This window comes from Sphingomonas sanxanigenens DSM 19645 = NX02, from assembly GCF_000512205.2.
In the GTDB taxonomy this organism is placed as follows: domain Bacteria; phylum Pseudomonadota; class Alphaproteobacteria; order Sphingomonadales; family Sphingomonadaceae; genus Sphingomonas_D; species Sphingomonas_D sanxanigenens.
Genome location: NZ_CP006644.1, coordinates 2,752,021 through 2,774,022, shown reverse-complemented (window position 1 = coordinate 2,774,022; position 22,002 = coordinate 2,752,021). Strand labels below are relative to the sequence as shown.

The window sequence follows — 22,002 nt, the reverse complement described above, 5'->3', positions numbered from 1 at the left end:
GGATCAGGCGTGCGCGCGGTCGAGCAGGTCTTCGGCGTCGAGACCGACACGGTCGATCTGCGCTTTGACGCGCGGCCACACCCGCTCGAGGAACTGCGCGCGTTCGGCATCGCGCAGCCGCCCCACCGCACCCGGCGCAACGAACATGCCGACGCCGCGGCGCACCGTAACATAGCCATCGTCCTGGAAGGTCTGATAGGCCTTGGCCACGGTCAGCGGATTGGCGCCATGTTCGGCGGCGAAGGCGCGCACCGAGGGAAGCTGGTCGCCCTCGCGATAGGCACCGTCGAGGATGGCGGCAACGATGATGCCGCGCAGGCGGAGGTAGATCGGGCTGTCGTCGCTCTCAAGCGCTGTCATGCTTCCCTAATACAGCAAGACCGCGGCAGGTCGAGTCCCGTTGCAACGATCGTTCAGCCCGCCCAGGTCGAAACGACCGTATCATAGGCCGGACGGGGGCGCTCCTCGAGCGGCCGCGAGGGCGATCCGATGAAGATGAAGCCGGCGATCCGTTCCGGAGCGCTGCCGAAGGCGTCGCGCACGCGATCGTCGTAAGTCATCGGTCCGGTCAGCCAGCCGCCGACGAAGCCATGCGCATGTGCCGCGACGAGCAGGTTCATGCAGGCGGCGCCCGCCGACAATTCCTGTTCCCAAAGCGGGATATGGCTTTCCGGGCGCGGAGCCGAGAGCGCGACGATCAGGGTCGGTGCCTGCCGCGCGAACTGCTCCATCGCCTCTACTTCGAGCCGCCCGGCTTCGGGCCGGCCGGCGCGATAGGCATCGACCAGCAGCGCCGCCAGCGCATAGCGCCGGTCCCCGGGCACGATCACGAAGCGCCACGGCGCCAGCTTGCCATGATCGGGCACGCGTATCGCCGCCTCGAGAATCGTGCGGAGCTGCGCATCGTCCGGCCCCGGAGCCACCATGTCGCGCGGCTTGCCGGAACGGCGGGTGGCGACGAGAGCGGCGGGGGAGGAGAGTTCGTTGAACATGGCGGCAGCCACTATCAGCGCGGATGAGGCGCCGCAAATGCCAAGCGTTCCACGAATCAGAAGATTCCGAGCGACAGACCCGCGGCCAGCGCCCGTCCGAGATCGCCGCAGCGGGCGAGATCCTCGGGCGCGATGCGCTTCGGCGCCAGAATCGCTTCGGGCGTCTGCGCCTCGGTGCAGACGATCAGCGGATCGGCAACGCGCTTGAGGCGCCAGCCCGCGGCGATGCGCTCGACCTGACGCACCGCATTGCTGCCGTCGCTGCCCGCGCAGACCAGCAGCGCATAGGGGCGACCCGCGATGCGATCGAGCGCCGGGTAGTAGCTGCGGTCGAAGAAGTCCTTCATCACGCCGGCCATCGCCGCCAGCATCTCGGGCGTGGCGAAGAGGAAAAGATCGGCCGCGATCAGATCGTCGGGACCGGATTCCGCCGCGTGGCGGAAAATGACGTCGACCTCTTCCCCATGCCGCGCGCCCGCAGCTGCAGCCTCTGCGATCTGCTGCGTGCCGCCGGTCGCCGAATGGTGGACGATCAGCAGCGTGGGCCGCATCGCCTCAGCCGATGCCGAGGTCGGCGGGGCCGAAGGCGTTGGGCAGCAGGTCGGACAGGTGGAAGCGTTCCACCGCCGCGCCGTCGCCCGAGGCGCACCAGATCGTCACGTCGCGGCCGCCGAGTTGCGCCGCCTCGTTCAGGATCTGCCGGCAGCGGCCGCACGGGCGCACCGGATCGGCGCCCGTGATCGCGCCATCGGCGCCCAGCATGCCGCCGATCACCGCGATCGCCGCCACGTCGCGCAGTCGCCCTTCGCTGTTGGCCTTGGCCAGGGCCACAGTCTCTCCGCACAGCGACAGGCCATAGCTGGCATTCTCGAAATTGGTGCCGGTGATGACGCTGCCGTCGGTCAACAGCAGCGCGGCACCCACCCCGAAGCGCGAATAGGGGGCGTGCGCATGCGCCGCCGCGGCGCGGGCGGCGGCGATCAGCGGGGCGGGATCGTGGGTCTCATCGGTCATGGTCTCATCACGTTCCAGTCCACCGGTCCGTCGACGCCGTCGACCCGGTGGATATTGCTTGCCTGCCACATCGCCCAGCGTCTTGCGCCATAAGTGGGGCGCAGCGCCAGCCTGCGCAGCCACAGCCGGCGATCGAACGCGTCGCTGATCCGATAGGCGTCCTCGAATTCGCGGGTGACATAGAGCAGCGCCGGCTTTCCCGAATGCGCCTCGATCGCGGTCAGAAAGCGGCCGACCTCGGCGATCAGCACGTCGCGCGAGGGGCGCGCGGCGCAGTTGCCGCCGAATTCGAGGTCCACCGCCGGCGGCAGCGCATCGGCCTCGCGCGGGACTGTGGCGATGAAGTTCGTCGCCTGGTCGCTGCCGGAACGGCACAGGGTGAAGAAATGATAGGCGCCGTGGCGGACGCCGGCGGCGCGCGAATCGCGCCAATTGGCTTCGAACGCCTCGTCGCGCAGCGTCGCGCCCTCGGTCGCCTTGATGTAGGCGAAGTCGGCACCGCCCGCGCGCAGCATATGCCATTCGATCGGCCCCTGGTGGTGGGACACATCGACGCCCTGCACGGGAAATGTCTCCTCGCCCGGACGCCAGCGCTGGGCCCAGCCCCAGCCAAGCGCAATCAGGCCGGCGATCAGCAAAGTGACGGCGAGCACGCGCGCGAGCAGACGCCCGAGCGTCCGCTTTGGACGGGTTTGCAAGTTCATCCCTTGATGTGGAGGACGCAGATCAGCGTGAAGAGGCGGCGGGCGGTGTCGAAATCGACGTCGATCTTGCCGTCGAGCGCTGTCCGCAGCAGCTCGGCGGCGTCGTTGTGGACGGCGCGGCGGGCCATGTCGACCGTCTCGATCTGCTGCGGCGTCGATTGGCGGATCGCCTGATAATAGCTGTCGCAGATCGCGAAATAATCGCGAATCGGCCGGCGGAAGCGGCCAAGCGCGAGGATCAGCGATTCGAGCGGCGAATCATCCTCGCGCTTGATGTGAATCGCCAGCCGCCCTTCCTCGACGCCGAGCTGGATGCGGTACGGACCGGCATAGCCATCGGGATGCTGGCGCTGCGGTGCAAAATAATTGCCCTCGATCAGGTCGAAGATCGCGATCCGGCGCTCCTGCTCGACATCCGCGCTCCTCCACAGGATGGAGCGTTCGTCGAGAGCGATGTCGATGATGCGCGGATCGGACATGGTTCGTCCCGCTCTATCGGGGAAGGCGGCTTGCCTCAATGCCCGCGTCGGTCGGCCCAAGGGGCTTGAGCAGGACGGGCGAAAGGCCGACAATGGCGCGCATGGCCGAACCCCAGTTCCAGATCGTACCCAATGCGGTGGAGACACCGCGCGAATTGCCGCACAACGCCGAGGCCGAAGCCGCGCTGCTCGGCGCGATGATGATCGACAACCGCGTCGCCGAAGACGTGATGCAGAAACTGCGCAGCGATCATTTCTTCGATCCGCTCAACGGCAGGATCTACGACGCGATCCTGCGCCTGACGACAAGTGGCACCATCGCCAATCCGGTGACGCTCAAGCCGCTGTTCGAAAGCGACGAGGCGATGCGCGCGCTGGGCGGCCCGGTCTATCTGGCGCAACTCACCGGCAGCGGCGCCGGTCTGATCGGCGCCAAGGATTTTGCCAAGCAGATCTATGATCTGGCGATGCTGCGGGCGCTGGTCGGCGTCGGCCGCGACCTCGTCGATTCGGCGATGGATACCAGCGAGGCGGTCGATCCGCGGTCGCAGATCGAGAGCGCCGAGATGCGGCTCTACAAGGTGGCCGAGGAAGGCGGCGAAACCGGATCGACCAAGACCTTCGTGCAGGCGACCAAGCTGGCGGTCGATCTAGCCGAAAAGGCGCAGAATGCCGGCGGCAAGATTTCCGGCGTCACCACCGGCATGGATTCGGTCAACGCCAAGACCGGCGGCCTCCACCACAGCGACTTGCTGATCCTCGCCGGCCGCCCCGGCATGGGCAAGACCTCGTTTGCCACCAACGTCGCGTTCAACGCCGCCAAGCGCTATCTGCGCGACCGGCAGGACGGGATACCGCACGAAAAGTCGCTGGGCGCCAAGGTCGCCTTCTTCAGCCTCGAAATGTCCGCCGACCAGCTGGCGACGCGTATCCTCGCCGAACAGTCGGGCGTGATTGCGCACAAGATCCGCTCTGGCTCGCTGACCCGCGACGAATTCACCAAATTCGCCCGTGCCGCGAGCGAGCTGGAGGATCTGCCGCTCTACATCGACGACACCGCCGGCCTCACCATCGCCGCGCTCACCACTCGCGCGCGCCGCCTGAAGCGCCGGCACGAGATCGGCATGATCATCGTCGACTATCTCCAGCTCCTGACCGGGTCCGGCAAGAACAAGGACGGCAACCGCGTGCAGGAAATCTCGGAGATCAGCCGGGGTCTCAAGACGCTCGCCAAGGAACTCCATCTGCCGGTGATCGCGCTGTCGCAGCTCAGCCGCCAGGTCGAAAATCGCGAGGACAAGCGCCCGCAGCTGTCGGATCTTCGCGAATCCGGCTCGATCGAGCAGGACGCGGATATCGTCCTGTTCGTCTATCGCGAGGAATATTACGTCCAGTCGGTGGAGCCCAAGGTGCCGGGGCCCGAGGACGATGCGAAGGTGCATGAGGCCTATAATGAATGGGGCCGCAAGATGCAGTCGGTGGCAGGCACCGCGGAACTGATCGTCGCGAAGCAGCGCCACGGTTCGACCGGGCGCGTAAGGCTGAAGTTCGAAAGCAGCATCACCAAGTTCAGCGATCTCATCGACGACGCCTATCTGCCGGACCGTACGGGGTACGAGTAGACGCCACTCTTCTCCTCCCCGACGCTGCGCGCCGGGGAGGAGAATTGCCGACTTTACACCGTCGCCAACACCCGTCGCCGCGCCCAGAACACCCCCACCGCCGCCAGCGTCAGCGCCAGGATCAGCCAGGGCGCATGCACCAGCATCGAATCGATCGCGCTGGCCAGGATGTTGCTCGTGCCGAACAGCCGCTCGATCAGCCACGCGGTGGCGGCGATCGCGGCGAAGCCGGCGCCCGCCAGCCGCACGGGCGCATAGGCGCGCGCGCGCGCCAGCAGCATCAGCGCGGGCATCACGCAGGCGACCACGAGCAACTGCACCAGTTCGATGCCGAGATTGAAACCCAGGATCGACTGCGCCTTCTGCCAGGGATCGAGCCCGTAATTGCCGACCAGTGTCGCGAAGGCGAGGCCGTGGATCAGGCCGAACCCGGCGGCGACCAGCGCCTCGCGGCCGGGGAAGATCGGCCGGAAGGCGTGGGCTGCGGAGACCAGGATCGACAGTGCGATCAGCACCTCCACCGGCTGCGCCGGCAGTTGCCAGCCGAAGAAGGCGCCGCCGATCAGCGTCACCGAATGGCCGACGGTGAAGGCGGTGACGATGCGGACGAGCTTGCGCGCCGCACCGCGCACGCCGGCATAGCCGGTCCAGCGCCCGGCCGCGGCGATCACGGGCGCGGGCAGCAGCAGCGCGAGCAGGAACAGTAGATGGTCATGTCCCTCGGCGATATGCTGCATGCCGAGGCCGATCGACGAGATGAAGCCGTTCCAGGCGCTGCCGCTGCCGCGGTCGACATGCAGCACCGTCGTCTTGCTCCGCAATCCGCCGAGCAGCTCGGGCTCATGGCTGATCGCGCCGCCGGCATAGTCCGATCGCAGCAGCACCAGCACGAAATGGCTGGGGACGACGTCGATCACCGCGCGATAGTCGAGATCGAAACGGCGCGGGGACCGGCCGGGGGGCGGGGTCGCGCGAAAGCGGAGATGGACGTCGTAGGAACCGCCATTGTCGATCATGGTGAGGCCGCCGGGCACGATCCGCCAGCGCGCGCCGCTGGTGGAAAGCGCAAGGCGATCACCGACATAGGCCATGATCTGCGCTGCGCCGGCACCCACCGAGCCGTCCGCGGCCACCGTGAAGCGCTTGCCCATCGCATATTCGACCTCGCTGAGCGGGATCGCGACTTCCGCGACGACATCGCGCTGGCCGATCTCGAGCTGGATCTCGGAATTGGGCGTGAGGTGCGCGGTCGCTGGCGACACGAGAAAGAGTGTCGCGAACAGCGCCGCAATCAGCCGGACCAACCGGAAACTACCCATCATCCCTCCCGCGCGCTCGTCGGCGTCAATGATCGAACCATAGCAGCGCCGGATTCCGATCGGAACTGTGCGGATCGATCGCCTGCGCGCGCGCGCGCTCGGCCTCCGCATCTGCGCCGCGGCCGAGCATGGCGAGCGCCTGCGCGGCGAGGAGATGCTGTTCCGCCGAGACCCAACCGGTGCGGTCGACTTCGGCGAGCACCGCGATCGCACGATCGGGATAGCCGGTGGCGATCAAGGATGCGGCGAGCGCGATCGCGGTCTCGCCGAACGGGCGCGCCGCAAACGACTGGCGGGCGAGTCGCAGCGCGCGGTCGGGATCGCCGAAGGCGAGATGATGGTCGATCGCGTGCTGGGCGAATGCGGCGGGGAAGGCGGCGACGCGCGCGTCCCACAGCGCGCCGGCGCGCGCCGCCCATGCCCGGGACCGCGCGCTGTCACCCGACACGCGGTAGAGCGCGGCGAGCGCATCCATCGGCTCGGGCAGCCCGCTGCGGGTGGCCAGTGCCTGGAAGCGGCGGATCGCACCGCCGATGTCTCCCGCCAGGGCCGCCATCGCGGCGCGCTGCTGCTCGGCCAGCCACCAGCCCGGATAGACCGCCAGCGCCTTGTCGAAATGACGTGTGGCAGCAGGCCAGTCGCCGCGCGCGCGCTCGATCATCCCGCGCTGGAGTTCTATCCGCGCGAGGATCTGCGGCGTGATCGTTTTCGCCTCCCGCTCGGCCAGGTCGAGCAGGCGCAGGGCCTCGTCGAAACGGCCCAGCCGCATCGACCGGGTGGCGAGGCGCACGTCGATGCCCGTCGCCGGGGCGGTTGCCGCGGCCGCGCGATAGTGGCGCGAGGCGCGGCTATAGTCGCCGCGATAGAAGGCGATATCGCCGCGCATCGCCTGGATTTCGGCCTGCTCGGCGGGCTCAGGGATGGTTGCATAGGCTTCCACCGCGTCGAGGTCGGCGCTCGCCGCGGCAAGGTCATGCGTGCCCAGCGCGAACTCGGCACGGCTCAGATGCGGGCCGGTTTTCGGGGGCAGTCCCTCGAACGCGCGCGCGAAGCTGTCGCGGGCGGCGATGTAGGATGCGAGATCGCCCGTCAGCCGGGCGCGATCGAACTGCGCGCGCGCCAGCGATTCGAGCGGCAGCCACTGGCCCGGCATATGGCGCGCGCGTCGCGCGGCGCCGTCGATGGCTTCATCGGCGCGTGCGACCGCTTCGGCATAGGTCTGCGGGCTGCCGCTCCCAAGCAGGATCGGCGGCGCGCCGGGCAATGGCGCCGGTGCCGGCGGGGGCGCGGTCTGGAACAGGCGGGTGGCAAGGAACAGCAACGCTGCGACGAGCAAGGCCGGCACGAGGATGCGCACCAGTGTGGTGCGCGGATGGGGAAGGGTCGTCGTCATCGCTGGAGAAAGGGCGGCGCGGCCGGCACCGGAGTGCCGGCCGCGCCGCGATCGTCACGGTGTGACGGGGGTTGCGCAGGGTTTCAGTCCGGCGGCCGTGAGGTCGTCGGCAAGCGCGTTGGTCAGGGTCGTAAGCTGGCCGGCGAATTCGCCCGCCCATTTGCCGCCACCCTGAACATCCTGCTCGGGGCTGTCGTCATTATAGGCGTTCTTGTTGGACGAACCGACCAGCGCCGTCGCTACCGCCGGCATGCCCATCCGGTCGACGCGGACGAAGGCGGATTCCGGATCGGTCCGGAAATTCCACAGTCGGCCCGGCCCCGATGGCAAGGGTGGCGTGCCTTGCGCCGCCGCGAGATAGGGGAAGCTCGATCGGAACGCCACGTCGTTCTGCGGCGGGTTCAGCGGCAGGTTGAACAAGGTCAGCGGACTGTGCGTGCTGAGATCCAGGAAGATCACCGCAAGCGTCACGTCGATCACGGGATCCGGCAGGCGGCGGCCGTTGGGGAAGCCCGAGGCAGCCGAGAAGTCGACGTGGATCGTATCCGGGATCACCAGGCTCGCCACCGTGCGACCCGTGCCCGGCACCGTCTGCGTCAGGCAGGGGGTGACGTTGAACGCGGTGGGCGTCGGCGTTGGCGTGGGGGTCGGTGTCGGCGTCGGTGTCGGGGTTGGCGTCGGTGTGGGGGTCGGCGTCGGCGTGGGCGTCGGATCGTCATTGTCGTCGCACGCGGCGAGCGACGTCATCGATGCCAGGGCGAGCACGATCGGCAACGCTTTCAGGATCTTGCGCATCAGGATTCTCCCGCCGCGAAACGGGCCGTGGAGCCCCAGATGTCGACCGAACCGGTCCCTTCCGGCAGCGCCGCGCGCGGGATTTCGATGACGATCGCGGTGTCGTTCTGCCCGGCGAAGAAGTCGCGCGTCCTGTCGAACCTCAACATGCCGGTGGAGCGCGTCTCCCGGAAACCCTGAAGGTCGAAGAAGAAGGGATCGTCGAACAGGCCCGCGCGCACCTTGATGCCATTGGGCGTGGTGAGGTCGGTCTCGACCGGGCCGGCGAAGGGGGTGGCGACGCCGGGCAGGCCGGAGAATTGCACGCCATAGCCGCCGCCGCCGCTGCCGAAGCGGACGCGGATCGGCAATTCGGTGGTCTCGCGCACGCCATCGGTGGAGACGTTGATGCCGTAGAGGACGTCGCGGTCATAGGTGCCGGGGCGGTTGGTGCCGGCCGGGCCCGCGAAGGTCATCGCGATGACCAGGGCGGTGTCGGTGTGCCACGTATAGACGTCGGCGATGTCGGCGGCGCGATCGGGCGTCGTATCGAACGCCTTGTCGGTGCGGCCCGGCGGGTCGAGGTGGTCGGCGGCCGGCGAGAAATACTGCGCCGAGAAAAAAAGGGCTGGCGCCGCAAGCGCGCATGCGCCTGCAATCGCCAGGGTGCGCATGAGACGACTCATGGTTCCTGCTCCTATGGAACGTCAGCGGACGAACGATCTTATGTTTTCGCTGCAGCGCGGCCCGTTATAGTCTGCAGTGCGACCAAACCCGTTGGGTCAGCCACAGGATGGCGCATTAAGGCCATGACTTCCAGTGGGAAAATCAAGAAAGAAGCGAGTGTTTGCTCGTCTTTTGCGTCGCCGAACTATAAGGCAGGCGAATACTTGAGGTAACTTGGCCCCGATCCCCGCTCCGTCATCGTCGCGACGATGACGGAGGCTATCAGAACGCGGGCTGGTTCGCGGGATCGTCCGGATCGGCGACGGGCACGTGGATGCCGCACTCCACCTTGTCCCAGCCGCGCCAGCGCCCGGCGCGGGGGTCTTCGCCCGGCTTCACCTTGCTGGTGCAGGGCTGGCAGCCGATCGAGGGATAGCCTTCCGCGACCAGCGGATGGCGGGGCAGGTCATGCGCCTCGAAATAGGCGTCGATCTTCGCCGCGTCCCAACTCGCCAGCGGGTTGACCTTCAGCCGATCGCCATCGAGTTCGAAGCGCGGCAGGCCGGCACGGGTCTTGGACTGGAAGCCCTTGCGGCCGGTGATAGAGGCATCGAGCCCGGCCAGTGCCTTTTCCAGCGGCTTCACCTTGCGGATCTCGCAGCAGCCATCGGGGTCGTAGGACCAGCGCAGGCCGGTCTCGTCGCGCTTGGCGATCTCTTCCGCGTCGGGTGTCAGCACGCGCAGGTTGGTGAGCCCCAGCCGCTCGGTCAGCGTCTTGGCATAGGCAAGCGTTTCCGGGAAATGCTTGCCGGTATCGAGGAACAGCACCGGCGTCGCCGGATCGACCGAGGCGATCAGGTGCAGCAGCACCGCCGATTCCGCGCCGAACGATGAGACGACCGCGACCTCGCCGAGCATCTGCTCGGTCAGCAGGGTCTTCAGCATCTCCTGCGTTTCGGTGCCGCGGAACAGATTGTTGAGGCGGATCGCATCGGCCGCGGTGAAGCGCGGGGCAACGTCGATCCGGTCGCGCTGACGCGCGAGGGCGGGTTCAGCCATGACGGAGTTTCCAGACCGGCGCGACGCCATCGGCCGCGCGCTGATAGACATGATCGTAACGGGCGAGGCTCGCCTCCACGACCGAGGCGTCGAGCGGCGCATCGGGCAGGAAGCTGTCGAAGCCGCAGCGCCGCATCGGCAGGATCTGGTCGACCAGCACGTCGCCCGAGGCGCGCAGTTCGCCGGCATAGCCGGCTTCGCGCAGGATCCGCGCCGCCGAATAGCCGCGGCCGTCGCGGAACTTGGGGAAGCTGACGTCGATCAGCGCCAGCCGTTCGAGATGCGGCAGCAGCGCGCGGGCATCGTCGCCCGGCTCGATGCGCACCGCGGTGGCATTGGACTGGTCGAGGAACGAATCCAGCGTCACCGCCGGTTCGTCATGCGGCAGGTCGTCGCGAAAGCGCAACTCAGCCATAGATCGCCTCCTTGAACGGCTCCATGCCGACGCGGCGGTAGGTGTCGACGAAGCGTTCGCCGTCGGTCCGCAGTGTCCTGTATTTCTCGATCGCGCGCTCGATCGCGTCGACCACGCCGTCCTCGTCGAAGCCGGGGCCGATGATCTTGCCGAGGCTGACATCCTCCGCCCCCGATCCGCCGAGCAGCAGCTGGAAGTTCTCGGTGCCCTTCCGGTCGACGCCGAGGATGCCGATGTGGCCGGCATGATGGTGGCCGCAGGCGTTGATGCACCCCGAGATCTTGAGCTTGAGCTCGCCGATGTCGCGCTGCCGCTCCGCCGCGCCGAAGCGTGCCGAGATCTTCTGCGCGAGCGGGATCGAGCGCGCATTGGCGAGGCTGCAATAATCGAGCCCAGGGCAGGCGATGATGTCGCTGATCAGGTCGAGATTGGCTTCGGCGAGGCCGTTCTCGGCGAGCTGCTGCCAGATCGCGTAGAGATCGGCCTTGCGGACGTGCGGCAGCACGATGTTCTGCGCATGGGTAACGCGCAGCTCGTCGAAGCTGTACCGCTCGGCAAGGTCGGCCATCAGGTCGATCTGCGCGGAGGACGCGTCGCCGGGGATGCCGCCGATCGGCTTGAGGCTGATCGTGACGATCGCATAGCCCGGCTGCTTGTGCGCCGAGACATTCTGGTCGATCCACACCGCGAAGTCGGGATCCGTGCGATCGACGCTGTCGTCCAGCCCGGCCTCGAACGCCGGCGGTGCGAAGAAGGCGGCGATGCGATCGAACTCGGCCGCGGGCGGATCGAGGTCGAGCGTCTTCACATGTGCGAATTCTTCCTCGACCTGCGCACGATAGGCGTCCGCGCCGATCTCGTGGATCAGGATCTTGATCCGCGCCTTGTACATGTTGTCGCGGCGGCCGTAGCGATTGTAGACGCGCAGGCACGCCTCGAGATAGCTCAGCAGATCGTCGGCGGGGACGAACGGGTTGATCTCGGGCGCGATCATCGGCGTGCGCCCCATGCCGCCGCCCACGAACACGCGGGCACCCAGCACCTCGCCGCGCTTGACCAGTTCGATGCCGATGTCGTGCAGCCGCATCGCCGCGCGATCGGTGGGGGAGGCGATCACCGCGATCTTGAACTTGCGCGGCAGATAGCTGAATTCCGGGTGGAAGGTCGACCATTGCCGCAGCAGTTCGGCCCAGGGGCGCGGATCGGCGACCTCGTCGGCAGCGGCGCCGGCGAACTGGTCCGAACTGATGTTGCGGATGCAGTTGCCGCTCGTCTGGATGGCATGCATCTCCACCGTCGCCAGCTCGGCGAGGATGTCCGGCGCCTCGTCCAGCTTGATCCAGTTGTACTGCAGGTTCTGGCGCGTGGTGAAATGGCCGTAGTCGCGGTCATATTTGCGCGCGATGTGCGCCAGCATCCGCATCTGGCGGCCGTTGAGCGTGCCATAGGGGATGGCGACGCGCAGCATATAGGCATGGAGCTGAAGATAGAGGCCGTTCATCAGCCGCAAAGGCTTGAACTGGTCTTCGGTCATGTCGCCGGCGATGCGGCGGCGGACCTGGTCGCGAAACTCCTCGACGCGGGCGTCGACGATCGCCTGGTCATACTGGTCGTACTGATACATCAGATCACCCAATTGCCGGCATCGGGGTCGGCGGGCTTGAGGGTCAGGTCGGCGCGCACCGTGGGGCCGAGCGCGCGGATGCGGTCCTTGATGTGCGCGGGGCGGGGGCCTTCCGGCGTCGCGGTCGCATCGATCACATAGGGGCCGTTGACGCGGCGCGCGCCTTCCTCGGCGGCGGCAATCGCTTCGCCATGCTCGCCGACGTCGGCAGCATCCTCGACATGGAGCGACCAGTCGCTGCCGGTCCACCAGGTCACCGCGCCCGACTTCAAATCATTGCCCGTCAATATCTTCACGCAAGAAGCTCCGCCTGTTTGGCAAATGTCGCGATCCGGTCGGCATCGGCGCGCGCCGCGACCTGGCCGACGACGATCACTGCCGGGCTCGTTACGCGCTCGCGTGCGATCAGGCCACCCAGGTCGGCCAGCAAGGTCCGCAACGCGCGCGCATCGGGCCGGCCGCCCTTTTCGAGCACGGCAACCGGGATGCCCGGCGAAACGCCGTCCGCGATCAGCTTCTCGGCGATCGCATCGGCGGTGGCGATGCCCATGTAGATCACCAGCGTGCGGCCATGGCCGGCAAGCCCGGACCAGTCCTGCTCGGTCAGCCCCTTGCACTGGCCGGCGACGAAGCTCACCGCGCTCGATGCCTCGCGATGCGTCAGCGGCACCAGTGCTTCGGCGGCACAGCCGATCGCGGCGGAGATGCCCGGCACCACTTCGACGGGCACGCCGGCAGCGCGGCAGGCATCCACTTCCTCTCCGCCCCGTCCGAAGATGAAGGGATCGCCGCCCTTCAGCCGCAGCACATCCTCGCCGCCAAGCGCGCGCGCTACCAGCAGGGCGTTGATCTCTTCCTGCTGCATCGTGTGGCGGCTGCGCTGCTTGGCGACCGAGATCAGCTCGGCGCCCGGGACGACCATCGCGAGGATGCGGGCATCGACCAGCCCGTCATGCACGATCAGGTGCGCGGCGCCGATCAGCCGGGCGGCGCGCACGGTCAGCAGGTCGGGATCGCCGGGGCCGGCGCCGACCAGTCGCACCGTGCCGACGGGACTGGCTTGAGCGGAATAAGTCATCGACCCGCAGATGGTCGCGGTGCCGCCGTGCGACAATCGAGAGATTGTTGCGTTTGGCCTAGCTCGGCTATTCCATAGCGGAACGGTAGGAATTCGGCGGCGTCCGCCAGCACGGGCGCCGCGAAGTGGTTTTAAGATCAGCCGCAAGATGAGATGCAAGATCAATTGCACGCATCCAAGTGGCGGCATAGGCTGTCTATAGCCGACGAGTCGCATATCGGGGTCGTTGCGGCGCTTGCGCCGTAAAACATGGTTCGATCGGCATAATTGCCTAGGAGAGCGAAACATGACCCCGACCTTTAAGGGCGCGCGTGCCGCGCTGTTTGCGGCCGCGAGTATTTGCACGATATCGATCGTTGCTCCCGCCGCGGCGGATGTCACCCCCGAATGCAACAGCACGCTGACCGGCGTGAACAACACCGAATGCGGCGCGCTGTCGTCCGCGGGTCCTGCGGGCGCGACGGCGGTCGGCACCGGCGCCACGGCCGATGGCGTGGATGCGGTGGCGATTGGTTCCGACGATGCCGGCGCTGCGCCCGCGCGCGCGACGGGCAACTCGACGACCGCGGTCGGCGGCGAGGCGGAAGCGGTGGGGCCGGGCGCCAGCGCCTTCGGCTGGCGCGCGGACGCGCTCGCCGAGCGCGCGACGGCGCTGGGCCATCTCGCCTCCGCCACCGGCGTCCGCGCCACCGCGGTCGGCGAGGCGGCGAGCGCCAGCGGTTTGACCTCGGTCGCGGTCGGCAACCAGTCGGTCGCGTCGGATGAGGATGCGGTGGCGATGGGCGACCTCGCCACCGCCAGCGGCTTCCATTCGACCGCGGTCGGCGGCGAGGCGGTCGCCTCGGGCCGCGGCGCGCAGGCGTTCGGCTGGCAGGCCCAGGCGACCGGCGCGCTGAGCCTCGCCTCGGGCCACCAGGCGGTGGCGAGCGGCGACACCGCGACGGCCGTCGGCAAGAGCGCCGTGGCATCGGGCACCACCTCGGTCGCGGTGGGCAGCTTCGCCGTCGCGTCGGACGAGGACGCCGCCGCCTTCGGCGACAAGGCGCAGGCGACCGGCTTCCATTCGACTGCAGTCGGCGGCGAGGCGGTCGCCTCCGGGCGGGGCGCGCAGGCGTTCGGCTGGCAATCACAGGCCACCGGCGCGCTGAGCCTCGCCTCGGGCCACCAGGCGGTGGCGAGCGGCGACACCGCGACGGCCGTCGGCAAGAGCGCCGTGGCGTCGGGGACCACCTCGGTCGCGGTCGGCAGCTTCGCCGTCGCGTCGGACGAGGATGCCGCAGCCTTCGGCGACAAGGCGCAGGCGACCGGCTTCCATTCGACTGCGGTTGGCGGCGAGGCGGTCGCCTCGGGTCGTGGCGCGCAGGCGTTCGGCTGGCAATCGGCGGCAACGGGTGGTCTCAGCCTTGCGGTCGGCCATCAGGCGGTGGCGGCGGGGGCCAATGCGAGCGCGATCGGCAAGAACGCCAACGCCCAGTTCGACGGCTCGACCGCAGTCGGCTTCGGCGCCACGACGACGCGCGCCAACCAGGTCGTGCTGGGCGGCGCGGGAAGCTCGGTGACGGTGGGCGACATCGGCGCCTCCACCGCCGCGCAGAGCGGGCCGGTGGGCGTGGTGACCGTCGATGCCTCGGGCACGCTCGGCCAGAACAACACGATCATCCCGGCGATCGCGGCGATCCAGACGCTCAACACCCAGCAATCGGCGCAGATCAGTTCGCTGCAGGCCGGGCAGGCGACCCTGTTCGACATCACCCGCGTGCAGCGGCGCGAGATCCGGCGGGCGAATGAAGGCGTCGCGATGGCGCTGGCGATGGATACGCCGATGCTGCCGGGAGAGACGCGTTTCGCGCTCTCCGGCGGGATCGGCTATTATCAGGATCGCACCGCCGGCACCGCTGCGTTCAGCGCGCGGGTGGGCACCAACGCCGCCATCACGGGCGGCGTCGGCTTCGGCTTCGATTCAGGAGAGATCGGCGCCCGCGGCGGATTCCAGGTCGCATGGTGATCCGCACGATGAAGAAAATGAGGCAGTTGTCGACCGGGCCGGGGCACTGCGCCCCGGTCCACGTCGTTCTGGGAGGGCTGCTGGCCTGCGCGGCGATCGCGCCCGTAACGGCGCAGGCGCCGCCGCCCGCCGCGGCGCCGGGGCCGTCCTCCGTGCCGGTGCCCGACGAACTCCAGCTCTCGAAGATGGTGTGGAGCACGCTGGTCGCGATCGACCATGCCAATCTGGCAGGCAATTATTCGGTGCTGCGCGATCTCTCCGCGCCGGGCTTCCAGATCAACAATGATGCCGCACGGCTCGGGCAGATCTTCGCCAGCCTGCGCGCGCAGAACATCGATCTTTCCAACGCCCTGCTGCTCACCCCCAGCTTCATCCGCACACCCGCGCTGGTGAAGCCCGACATCCTGCGGCTGCAGGGCTATTTCGGGCTGCGGCCGACGGCGATCGAGTTCGACCTTCATTATCAATGGGTTCAGGGGCGTTGGCGGTTGTTCGGCGTGTCGATCAACCCGGTGCCGCTCGCCCGCGTCCAGCCCGCGGGCGCCAAGCTCCCGCCGCGCTGACCATCGCCGCGGATCACCGCCTGCCGCCGCGAGGCGCTTGCGGCGCCGCCGCCATCCCGCGATATGGTGATGGCCAAGGCAGGGAGGCGCGTTGATGGCCGGTTATGTGGACGGATATTGGTGGTCCAACGACAATCTCCGCCTCCACTATCGCGACTATCCGGGCGGCGGCGACGGGCGCCCGCCGATCCTGTGCATCCCCGGCCTCACCCGCAACGCGCGCGATTTCGCCGACGTGGCGGAGCGGCTGTCCGGCGATTGGCGCGTGATCTGCATCGATCTGCGCGGGCGCGGCGAGAGTGCCTATGCGCGCGACGCGATGAGCTATGTGCCGCTCACCTATGTGCAGGATGTCGAGCGGCTGTTCGAGGACCTGAAGGTCACATCCTATGTCGCCTTCGGCACCTCGCTGGGCGGGATCGTGACGATGCTGCTCGGCTCAACCGGCAAGGAACAGATCGCGGGCGCGCTCTTCAACGATGTCGGCCCCGTGATCGAACCCGCCGGCAGCGCGCGCATCCGCGGCTATGTCGGCAAGGGCGGAAGCTGGCCGACCTGGCTGCATGCGGCACGGTCGCTCGCCGAGATGCAGGGCGCGGTCTATCCGCATTATCAGCTGACGGACTGGCTCGCGATGGCGAAGCGGCTCTACCGGCTCACCAGCAACGGCCGCATCGTCAATGATTATGACCTGAAGATCGCCGAGCCCTTCCATTTGCCGGGCAGCGATGCCGGTATCGATCTGTGGCCGGCGCTCGCCCCGTTCCGCACCGTGCCGAGCCTGATCGTCCGCGGCGGGCTGTCCGACGTGCTGGGGGAGGGAACGCTGGAGCGCATGGCGACGACGCTGCCGCAGGCGGAGACCGTGACGATCGACCGGATCGGCCACACGCCGACCCTGTCCGAACCGGAAGCGGTGGCGGCGATCGACCGTCTGCTGGCGCGCGTGCTGGCGGCCTGAAGCCCGGCGATGCGGCCTTAGACGTGTCGGCCGTTTCGGCGCGGATTCGGATGGCTGCCCTTGGAAAGCGCCCCACGTTCGGCTAGGGCGCCGGCTTATTGCGCGCTGCCTGGGGTGCAAGCTATGCGCTGCCGCTGCTATAGTGGATATTTGGGGAGCAGTTGAGGAGTGTCGATGTTCAAGGGTCTGAAGCCCATCGTCTATGCGGGTCGCGAGGTTTGGCCGCTGATCGAGGGCGGCAAGGGTGTGGCGGTTTCGAACCACACCAGCTCGGGCGCATGGGCGGCGGCAGGCGGCATCGGCACCGTTTCCGCGGTGAATGCCGACAGCTACGACCCCACCGGCAAGATCATCCCGCAGATCTATCACGCCAAGACCCGGCGGGAGCGCCATGACGAACTGATCGCCTACGCCATCGAGGGCGCGGTGGAGCAGGTGAAGCGCGCGTTCGACATCGCGGGCGGCAAGGGCGCGATCAACATCAACGTGCTGTGGGAAATGGGCGGCGCGCAGGAAGTGCTGCACGGCGTGCTGGAGCGCACCCGCGGACTCGTTTCGGGCGTCACCTGCGGTGCAGGCATGCCCTACAAGCTCAGCGAGATCGCGGCGTCCTACAATGTCAGCTATCTGCCGATCATCAGCTCCGCGCGCGCGTTCCGCGCGCTGTGGAAGCGCGCCTATTCCAAGGCGTCCGAATGGCTGGCGGCGGTGGTCTACGAGGATCCCTGGCTCGCCGGCGGCCATAACGGCCTGTCCAATGCCGAGGATCCGCTGCGCCCAGAGGATCCGTATCCGCGCGTGAAGGCGCTGCGCGAAACGATGCGCGAGGGCGGCATTTCGGACGATGTGCCGATCGTGATGGCCGGTGGCGTCTGGTACCTGCGCGACTGGAACCACTGGATCGACAATGAGGAACTGGGCAGCATCGCCTTCCAGTTCGGTACCCGTCCGCTGCTGACGCGCGAGAGCCCCATTCCGGAAGAGTGGAAGGCACGGCTGATGACGCTGGACGAGGGCGATGTGCTGCTGCACCGTTTCTCGCCGACCGGCTTTTATTCCAGCGCCGTCCGCAACCCGTTCCTGCGCCACCTCGAGGCGCGCTCGGAACGGCAGATCGCCTTCTCGCTCGAAGCGGCGGGCGATCACCAGTACCAGCTCGACGTGGGCGTGAAGGGCAAGAATTTCTGGGTGACGCGCAACGATCTGCTGCGCGCGCGCGAATGGTTCGGCCACGGCTTCACCGACGCGCTCAAGACGCCCGACAACACGCTGGTGTTCGTGACGACCGAGGAAAAGGCGGTGATCCGCAAGGATCAGGCGGATTGCATGGGCTGCCTCAGCCAATGCTCCTTCTCGGCGTGGATGGACAGCGCGACCAATTCGACCGGCCGGCTCGCCGATCCGCGCAGCTTCTGCATCCAGAAGACGCTGCAGGATATCGCCCATGGCGGCGATACCGAGCAGAACCTGATGTTCGCCGGGCACAATGCCTATAACTTCAAGAAGGATCCGTTCTATTCGAACGGTTTCGTGCCTTCGGTGAAGCAACTCGTCGATCGCATCCTGACCGGCGATTGAGCCGCTTGGCAGGCCACAAGCAAAATTGCGGTTCCCGGGCAGGTGCGTGCGGTTAAGAGGCGCGGCATGAAGACTGCGCTGATCATCCGCCATGTGCCCTATGAGGGCGTTGCCGGCTTCCGTGCGCCGATCGAGGCCGCGGGCTATGCGATCGACCGGATCGACGTGACCGATCCGGTTTTTCCGCACACCGATTTGCTGTCGCCCGATCTCGTCGTGATGATGGGCGGCCCGATGGGGGTCTATGAGCGGGATGCCCACCCATGGATCGATTGCGAGATCGCGCGCCTGTCGCTGCGCATCGCGGCTGGCCGGCCGACCCTGGGCGTCTGCTTCGGCGCGCAGATGATCGCCGCCGCCATGGGCGCGAAGGTCTATGCCGGGCCGGTGAAGGAGGTCGGCTTCGCACCGCTCAGCATCGCCGATCTTCCCGGCAACCCGCTGGCGCCAATCGGCGGACTGCCGGTTCTGCACTGGCATGGCGATACGTTCGACCTGCCCGAGGGTGCCGAGCGCCTCGCCTCGACGCCGCTCTACGCCAACCAGGCGTTCCGCCGGGGCCCCAATCTGCTGGCGCTGCAGTGCCATGCCGAGATGGGCGAGGATCCGCGCTTCCACATCTGGGTGGAGGAAGGCGCCGATTACATCGCGCAGGCCGGCGTGACGCAGGATCGGCTGCGCGACGATCATGACCGATTGGGTTCCACCACCGTCGCCGCCGGGCGCCGGATGATCGCGGACTGGCTGGCCGGGCTGGACGATTGAGGGCGGTGATCGTTTTGCCGGGCCCGGCTATTTCCTCCCAGGCACGGAGCATCGGCGAGGAAAGTCGCCGGCTCACGCGCTGATTTCCGTTCGGCGAGGGCGCTAACCCGCCCCTTGCCCTACACCCAGCCTTCCAGCACCTGATCCGGCGGCCGGTGGCCATCCGCCCAGGCGCGGATGTTCGCGACCACCTTGGCGCCCTGCGCGTCGCGCGCTTCGTGCGTCGCCGATCCCATGTGGGGGAGGAGGACGACATTGTCGCGCGCCAGCAGCCGCGGATCGACCGCCGGTTCATGTTCGAACACGTCCAGGCCGGCGCCGGCGATCACGCCCTGCTCCAGCGCTTCGATGAGGGCTGCCTCGGCGACGATCTCGCCGCGCGCGAGGTTGATGAGATAGGCGTCGCGCTTCATCAGCCGCAGCCGGCGCGCGTCGAGCAGATGGTGGGTGCTGGCGTTGTGCGGGCAGTTGATCGAAACGATGTCGGCCTCCGCCAGCATCGCGTCGAGGTCCGGGCACCACACCGCATCGACCGCCTTCTCGACGATGTCGGGCAGGCGGTGGCGGTTGTGATAGCGGATCGAGAGGCCGAACCCGCGCGCGCGCAGCGCGATCGCCTGGCCGATGCGGCCCATGCCGACGATCCCCAGCGTCTTGCCGGTGATGCGGTGGCCCAGCATCGCAACCGGCCCCCAGCCGCTCCAGCCGCCCGACCGGATCAGCCTTTCGCCTTCGCCGATCCGTCGCGGCACCGCGAGGATCAGCGCCATTGCCATGTCGGCGGTATCGTCGGTCAGCACACCGGGCGTGTTGGTGACGATGATGCGCTGCGCGCGGGCCGCCTTGAGGTCGATATGGTCGACGCCGTTGCCGAAGCTGGCGATGAGTTTCAGGCCGGGGCCGGCCTTGGCGAGCAGCGCGGCATCGATCTCGTCGGTGATGGTGGGAACCAGCACGTCGCAATCGGCGATCGCGGCTTCCAGCGCGGCGCGGTCCATCGGCCGGTCGTCGCGGTTGAGCCGTGCTTCGAACAGCGCGACCATCCGTGCTTCGACCGAGGGCGTCAGCGTGCGCGTGACGACGATGCGTGGTCGGCGGGGGCGCTGGTCCGGCATGACCTGCGATTGGCCCGCCTGCGCGCGCGCGTCAAGCGGCGGTGCCTTGAAGCGCGGCGATGCTTTTGCCAACGTGGCCCACGGATATGAGGGGTTGGTGATGCGTAGCGTAAAGGGGTTCGGGATCGTGGCGGCGCTGGTGCTCGCCGTTGCCGCGGCGGGGGTGGCGGAGGCGCAGCAGCGGACGCCGCCTTATTGGGCGTCGGTCGCCGCCGGCAAGGCGCGGATGCGTACGGGGCCGGGGCGCCAGTTTCCAGCGGTCTGGCTGTATGTTCGCGCCGATCTGCCGATCCGCGTGATCGCCTCGGTCCCCAACTGGCGCCGCATCGAGGATCCTGATGGCGCGAAGGGCTGGGTGCAGGCCAATCTGCTCAGCGAGCGCCGCACCGCGATCGTTCGCGGCGGCATCCAGCCGCTGCGCACCGCCCCGCAGGAAAGTGCGGCGATCGCCTGGCGGGTCGAACCGGGCGTCGTCGGCCGCATCTCGCGCTGTGGGGATGGCTGGTGCCGCCTCGACGTCGCCGGGCGCGGCGGCTTCATCAGCACCGACCATATCTGGGGCGTGGGCACGGGCGAAACCGTGCCCTGACCGGGCGTAGACCGATCGGGGCGGTCTAATACCCCGATCGACTTGTCTCAGGCGAGTTCGATCGCGACCGCGGTCGCCTCGCCGCCGCCGATGCAAAGCGCCGCGACGCCCTTTTTCAGCCCGCGGTTCTGCAACGCGGCGATCAAGGTGGCGATGATGCGCGCGCCCGACGCGCCGATCGGGTGGCCGAGCGCAGTCGCGCCGCCATTCACATTGACCTTTTCGTGCGGAATGCCGAGGTCACGCATCGCGATCATCGCGACGCAGGCGAACGCCTCGTTGACCTCGAAGAGATCGACCGCGTCCGCCGACCAGCCGGCCTTGTCGAGCACCTTGCGCACCGCGTCGACCGGCGCAGTGGTGAAGCGCGCAGGCTGGTGGGCATGCGCGGCGGTGGCGACGATGTGGGCGACGGGGGCGAGACCCTTGTCGGCGGCGACGCTCGCGCGGGTCAGCACCAGCGCTGCCGCGCCGTCCGAAATCGAAGAGGCGTTGGCGGCGGTGATGGTGCCGTCCTTTGCGAAGGCGGGCTTGAGCGTCGGGATCTTCGCGGCGTCGCCCTTCAGCGGCTGCTCGTCCCTGTCGACGAGCGTCGTGCCCTTGCGGCCGGCGATCTCGACCGCGACGATCTCACGATCGAACGCGCCCGAGCGCTGCGCTTCCTGCGCGCGCGTCAGCGATGCGATCGCGAAGCCGTCCTGGTCGGCGCGGGTGAACTGATACTCGCCCGCGGTCTCCTCGGCGAAGCTGCCCATCGCCCGGCCGGGTTCATAGGCATCCTCGAGCCCGTCGAGGAACATATGATCCATGATCCGGTCATGCCCCAGCCGCGCGCCGCCGCGATGCTTCTGCAGCAGATAGGGCGCGTTGGTCATGCTCTCCATGCCGCCGACGACGAGCAGGTCGACCGAGCCCGCGAGCAACGCCTCGGCGCCCATGATCGTCGCCTGCATGCCCGAACCGCACATCTTGTTGACCGTGGTCGCTTCCACCGATTGAGGCAGCCCGGCCTTCAGCGCCGCCTGCCGCGCGGGCGCCTGGCCGAGGCCGGCGGGGAGCACGCAGCCCATATAGATTCGGTCGACATCGCCGCCGCCGATGCCGGCCCGCGCGACCGCGGCCTTGACCGCGGTGGCGCCGAGATCGGTGGCGCTCGCGCCCGAGAGGCTGCCCTGGAAGCTCCCCATCGGGGTGCGCGCATAGGAAAGGATGACGACGGGATCGTTGGGCATGATGGGCGCTTCACTCGCTGGAATGTTCGGTGAAGGGAATCTAGGAAGCGGCCGA

At 68.2% G+C, this 22,002-nt stretch carries 24 protein-coding genes; 7 read left to right on the top strand and 17 right to left on the bottom strand.

The window, feature by feature from the left end:
• Nucleotides 1–3: 3 nt before the first annotated feature.
• The 6 genes from NX02_RS12830 to NX02_RS12805 are packed head-to-tail and all read right to left on the bottom strand — an operon-like array spanning nt 4 to nt 3,189.
• The gene (locus tag NX02_RS12830) at nt 4–360 is read right to left on the bottom strand and encodes a GntR family transcriptional regulator (RefSeq protein WP_025292595.1); all 357 of its coding nucleotides are present in this window, start codon (nt 358–360) and stop codon (nt 4–6) included.
• A gap of 53 nt (nt 361–413) precedes the next feature.
• On the bottom strand, nt 414–992 hold the full coding sequence (locus NX02_RS12825) for a nitroreductase family protein (protein WP_025292594.1): 579 nt from the start codon (nt 990–992) through the stop codon (nt 414–416).
• A 56-nt stretch (nt 993–1,048) separates the two neighbouring features.
• Entirely contained in the window at nt 1,049–1,543 is a 495-nt protein-coding gene (locus tag NX02_RS12820; protein WP_025292593.1) for a flavodoxin family protein, read from the bottom strand.
• Nucleotides 1,544–1,547: 4 nt separating this feature from the next.
• Entirely contained in the window at nt 1,548–2,006 is a 459-nt protein-coding gene (locus tag NX02_RS12815; RefSeq protein WP_025292592.1) for a cytidine deaminase, read from the bottom strand.
• Nucleotides 2,003–2,704: a GH25 family lysozyme gene (locus NX02_RS12810; protein ID WP_158014005.1), complete on the bottom strand. Its 702-nt coding sequence runs from the start codon at nt 2,702–2,704 to the stop codon at nt 2,003–2,005. Before NX02_RS12810 ends, NX02_RS12815 begins: the two co-directional genes overlap by 4 nt.
• A gap of 2 nt (nt 2,705–2,706) precedes the next feature.
• Nucleotides 2,707–3,189, bottom strand: coding sequence for a UPF0262 family protein (locus tag NX02_RS12805; RefSeq protein ID WP_025292590.1), 483 nt, complete (start codon nt 3,187–3,189; stop codon nt 2,707–2,709).
• Nucleotides 3,190–3,290: 101 nt separating this feature from the next.
• Here NX02_RS12805 and NX02_RS12800 point away from each other — a divergent pair, with 101 nt between their 5' ends.
• The gene (locus NX02_RS12800; RefSeq protein ID WP_025292589.1) at nt 3,291–4,811 is read left to right on the top strand and encodes a replicative DNA helicase; all 1,521 of its coding nucleotides are present in this window, start codon (nt 3,291–3,293) and stop codon (nt 4,809–4,811) included.
• 53 nt (nt 4,812–4,864) lie between these two features.
• Here the strand turns inward: NX02_RS12800 and NX02_RS12795 are convergent, their stop codons facing one another.
• The 9 genes from NX02_RS12795 to cobA all read right to left on the bottom strand — a co-directional run bounded on the left by NX02_RS12795 (nt 4,865) and on the right by cobA (nt 13,139).
• A complete protein-coding gene (locus tag NX02_RS12795) occupies nt 4,865–6,133 on the bottom strand; it encodes a HupE/UreJ family protein (RefSeq protein ID WP_039996567.1) in 1,269 nt (422 codons plus the stop codon).
• A 22-nt stretch (nt 6,134–6,155) separates the two neighbouring features.
• Nucleotides 6,156–7,523: a tetratricopeptide repeat protein gene (locus NX02_RS12790; RefSeq protein ID WP_025292587.1), complete on the bottom strand. Its 1,368-nt coding sequence runs from the start codon at nt 7,521–7,523 to the stop codon at nt 6,156–6,158.
• Nucleotides 7,524–7,577: 54 nt separating this feature from the next.
• Nucleotides 7,578–8,318 (bottom strand): DUF4331 family protein, encoded by a 741-nt coding sequence (locus NX02_RS12785; protein WP_025292586.1) that lies wholly within the window; start codon nt 8,316–8,318, stop codon nt 7,578–7,580.
• A complete protein-coding gene (locus NX02_RS12780; protein ID WP_025292585.1) occupies nt 8,318–8,983 on the bottom strand; it encodes a DUF4331 family protein in 666 nt (221 codons plus the stop codon). Before NX02_RS12780 ends, NX02_RS12785 begins: the two co-directional genes overlap by 1 nt.
• A gap of 262 nt (nt 8,984–9,245) precedes the next feature.
• On the bottom strand, nt 9,246–10,022 hold the full coding sequence (locus NX02_RS12775) for a phosphoadenylyl-sulfate reductase (RefSeq protein WP_025292584.1): 777 nt from the start codon (nt 10,020–10,022) through the stop codon (nt 9,246–9,248).
• The gene (locus NX02_RS12770; RefSeq protein WP_025292583.1) at nt 10,015–10,437 is read right to left on the bottom strand and encodes a DUF934 domain-containing protein; all 423 of its coding nucleotides are present in this window, start codon (nt 10,435–10,437) and stop codon (nt 10,015–10,017) included. Before NX02_RS12770 ends, NX02_RS12775 begins: the two co-directional genes overlap by 8 nt.
• Nucleotides 10,430–12,061 carry a nitrite/sulfite reductase gene (locus NX02_RS12765; RefSeq protein WP_025292582.1) on the bottom strand — a complete coding sequence of 544 codons (1,632 nt, stop codon included), beginning with the start codon at nt 12,059–12,061 and terminating at the stop codon, nt 10,430–10,432. Before NX02_RS12765 ends, NX02_RS12770 begins: the two co-directional genes overlap by 8 nt.
• Nucleotides 12,061–12,357 carry a DUF2849 domain-containing protein gene (locus NX02_RS12760; protein WP_025292581.1) on the bottom strand — a complete coding sequence of 99 codons (297 nt, stop codon included), beginning with the start codon at nt 12,355–12,357 and terminating at the stop codon, nt 12,061–12,063. The genes NX02_RS12765 and NX02_RS12760 overlap by 1 nt, the downstream gene beginning before the upstream one ends.
• Nucleotides 12,354–13,139, bottom strand: coding sequence for a uroporphyrinogen-III C-methyltransferase (gene cobA / locus NX02_RS12755; protein WP_039996566.1), 786 nt, complete (start codon nt 13,137–13,139; stop codon nt 12,354–12,356). Before cobA ends, NX02_RS12760 begins: the two co-directional genes overlap by 4 nt.
• 286 nt (nt 13,140–13,425) lie before the next feature.
• Between cobA and NX02_RS12750 the strand changes: the two genes are divergently transcribed.
• From NX02_RS12750 to NX02_RS12730, 5 genes are all read left to right on the top strand, one after another.
• Nucleotides 13,426–15,144 carry a YadA-like family protein gene (locus NX02_RS12750; RefSeq protein ID WP_025292579.1) on the top strand — a complete coding sequence of 573 codons (1,719 nt, stop codon included), beginning with the start codon at nt 13,426–13,428 and terminating at the stop codon, nt 15,142–15,144.
• 17 nt (nt 15,145–15,161) lie between these two features.
• Nucleotides 15,162–15,707: a hypothetical protein gene (locus NX02_RS12745; RefSeq protein ID WP_039997481.1), complete on the top strand. Its 546-nt coding sequence runs from the start codon at nt 15,162–15,164 to the stop codon at nt 15,705–15,707.
• 94 nt (nt 15,708–15,801) lie between these two features.
• A complete protein-coding gene (locus NX02_RS12740) occupies nt 15,802–16,668 on the top strand; it encodes an alpha/beta fold hydrolase (protein WP_025292577.1) in 867 nt (288 codons plus the stop codon).
• A gap of 174 nt (nt 16,669–16,842) precedes the next feature.
• Nucleotides 16,843–18,246, top strand: coding sequence for an NAD(P)H-dependent flavin oxidoreductase (locus NX02_RS12735; protein ID WP_025292576.1), 1,404 nt, complete (start codon nt 16,843–16,845; stop codon nt 18,244–18,246).
• A gap of 66 nt (nt 18,247–18,312) precedes the next feature.
• Nucleotides 18,313–19,011, top strand: a complete 699-nt coding sequence (locus NX02_RS12730) for a glutamine amidotransferase (protein WP_025292575.1) — start codon at nt 18,313–18,315, stop codon at nt 19,009–19,011.
• Between the two features lie 119 nt (nt 19,012–19,130).
• On the opposite strand, the gene NX02_RS12725 is transcribed toward NX02_RS12730, so the two are convergent.
• Nucleotides 19,131–20,126, bottom strand: a complete 996-nt coding sequence (locus NX02_RS12725; RefSeq protein ID WP_025292574.1) for a 2-hydroxyacid dehydrogenase — start codon at nt 20,124–20,126, stop codon at nt 19,131–19,133.
• 100 nt (nt 20,127–20,226) lie between these two features.
• Between NX02_RS12725 and NX02_RS12720 the strand changes: the two genes are divergently transcribed.
• Complete coding sequence (locus NX02_RS12720; RefSeq protein WP_025292573.1) at nt 20,227–20,715, top strand: SH3 domain-containing protein; 489 nt, start codon at nt 20,227–20,229, stop codon at nt 20,713–20,715.
• 47 nt (nt 20,716–20,762) lie between these two features.
• Here the strand turns inward: NX02_RS12720 and NX02_RS12715 are convergent, their stop codons facing one another.
• Nucleotides 20,763–21,947, bottom strand: a complete 1,185-nt coding sequence (locus NX02_RS12715) for an acetyl-CoA C-acyltransferase (RefSeq protein ID WP_025292572.1) — start codon at nt 21,945–21,947, stop codon at nt 20,763–20,765.
• Nucleotides 21,948–22,002: the final 55 nt, after the last annotated feature.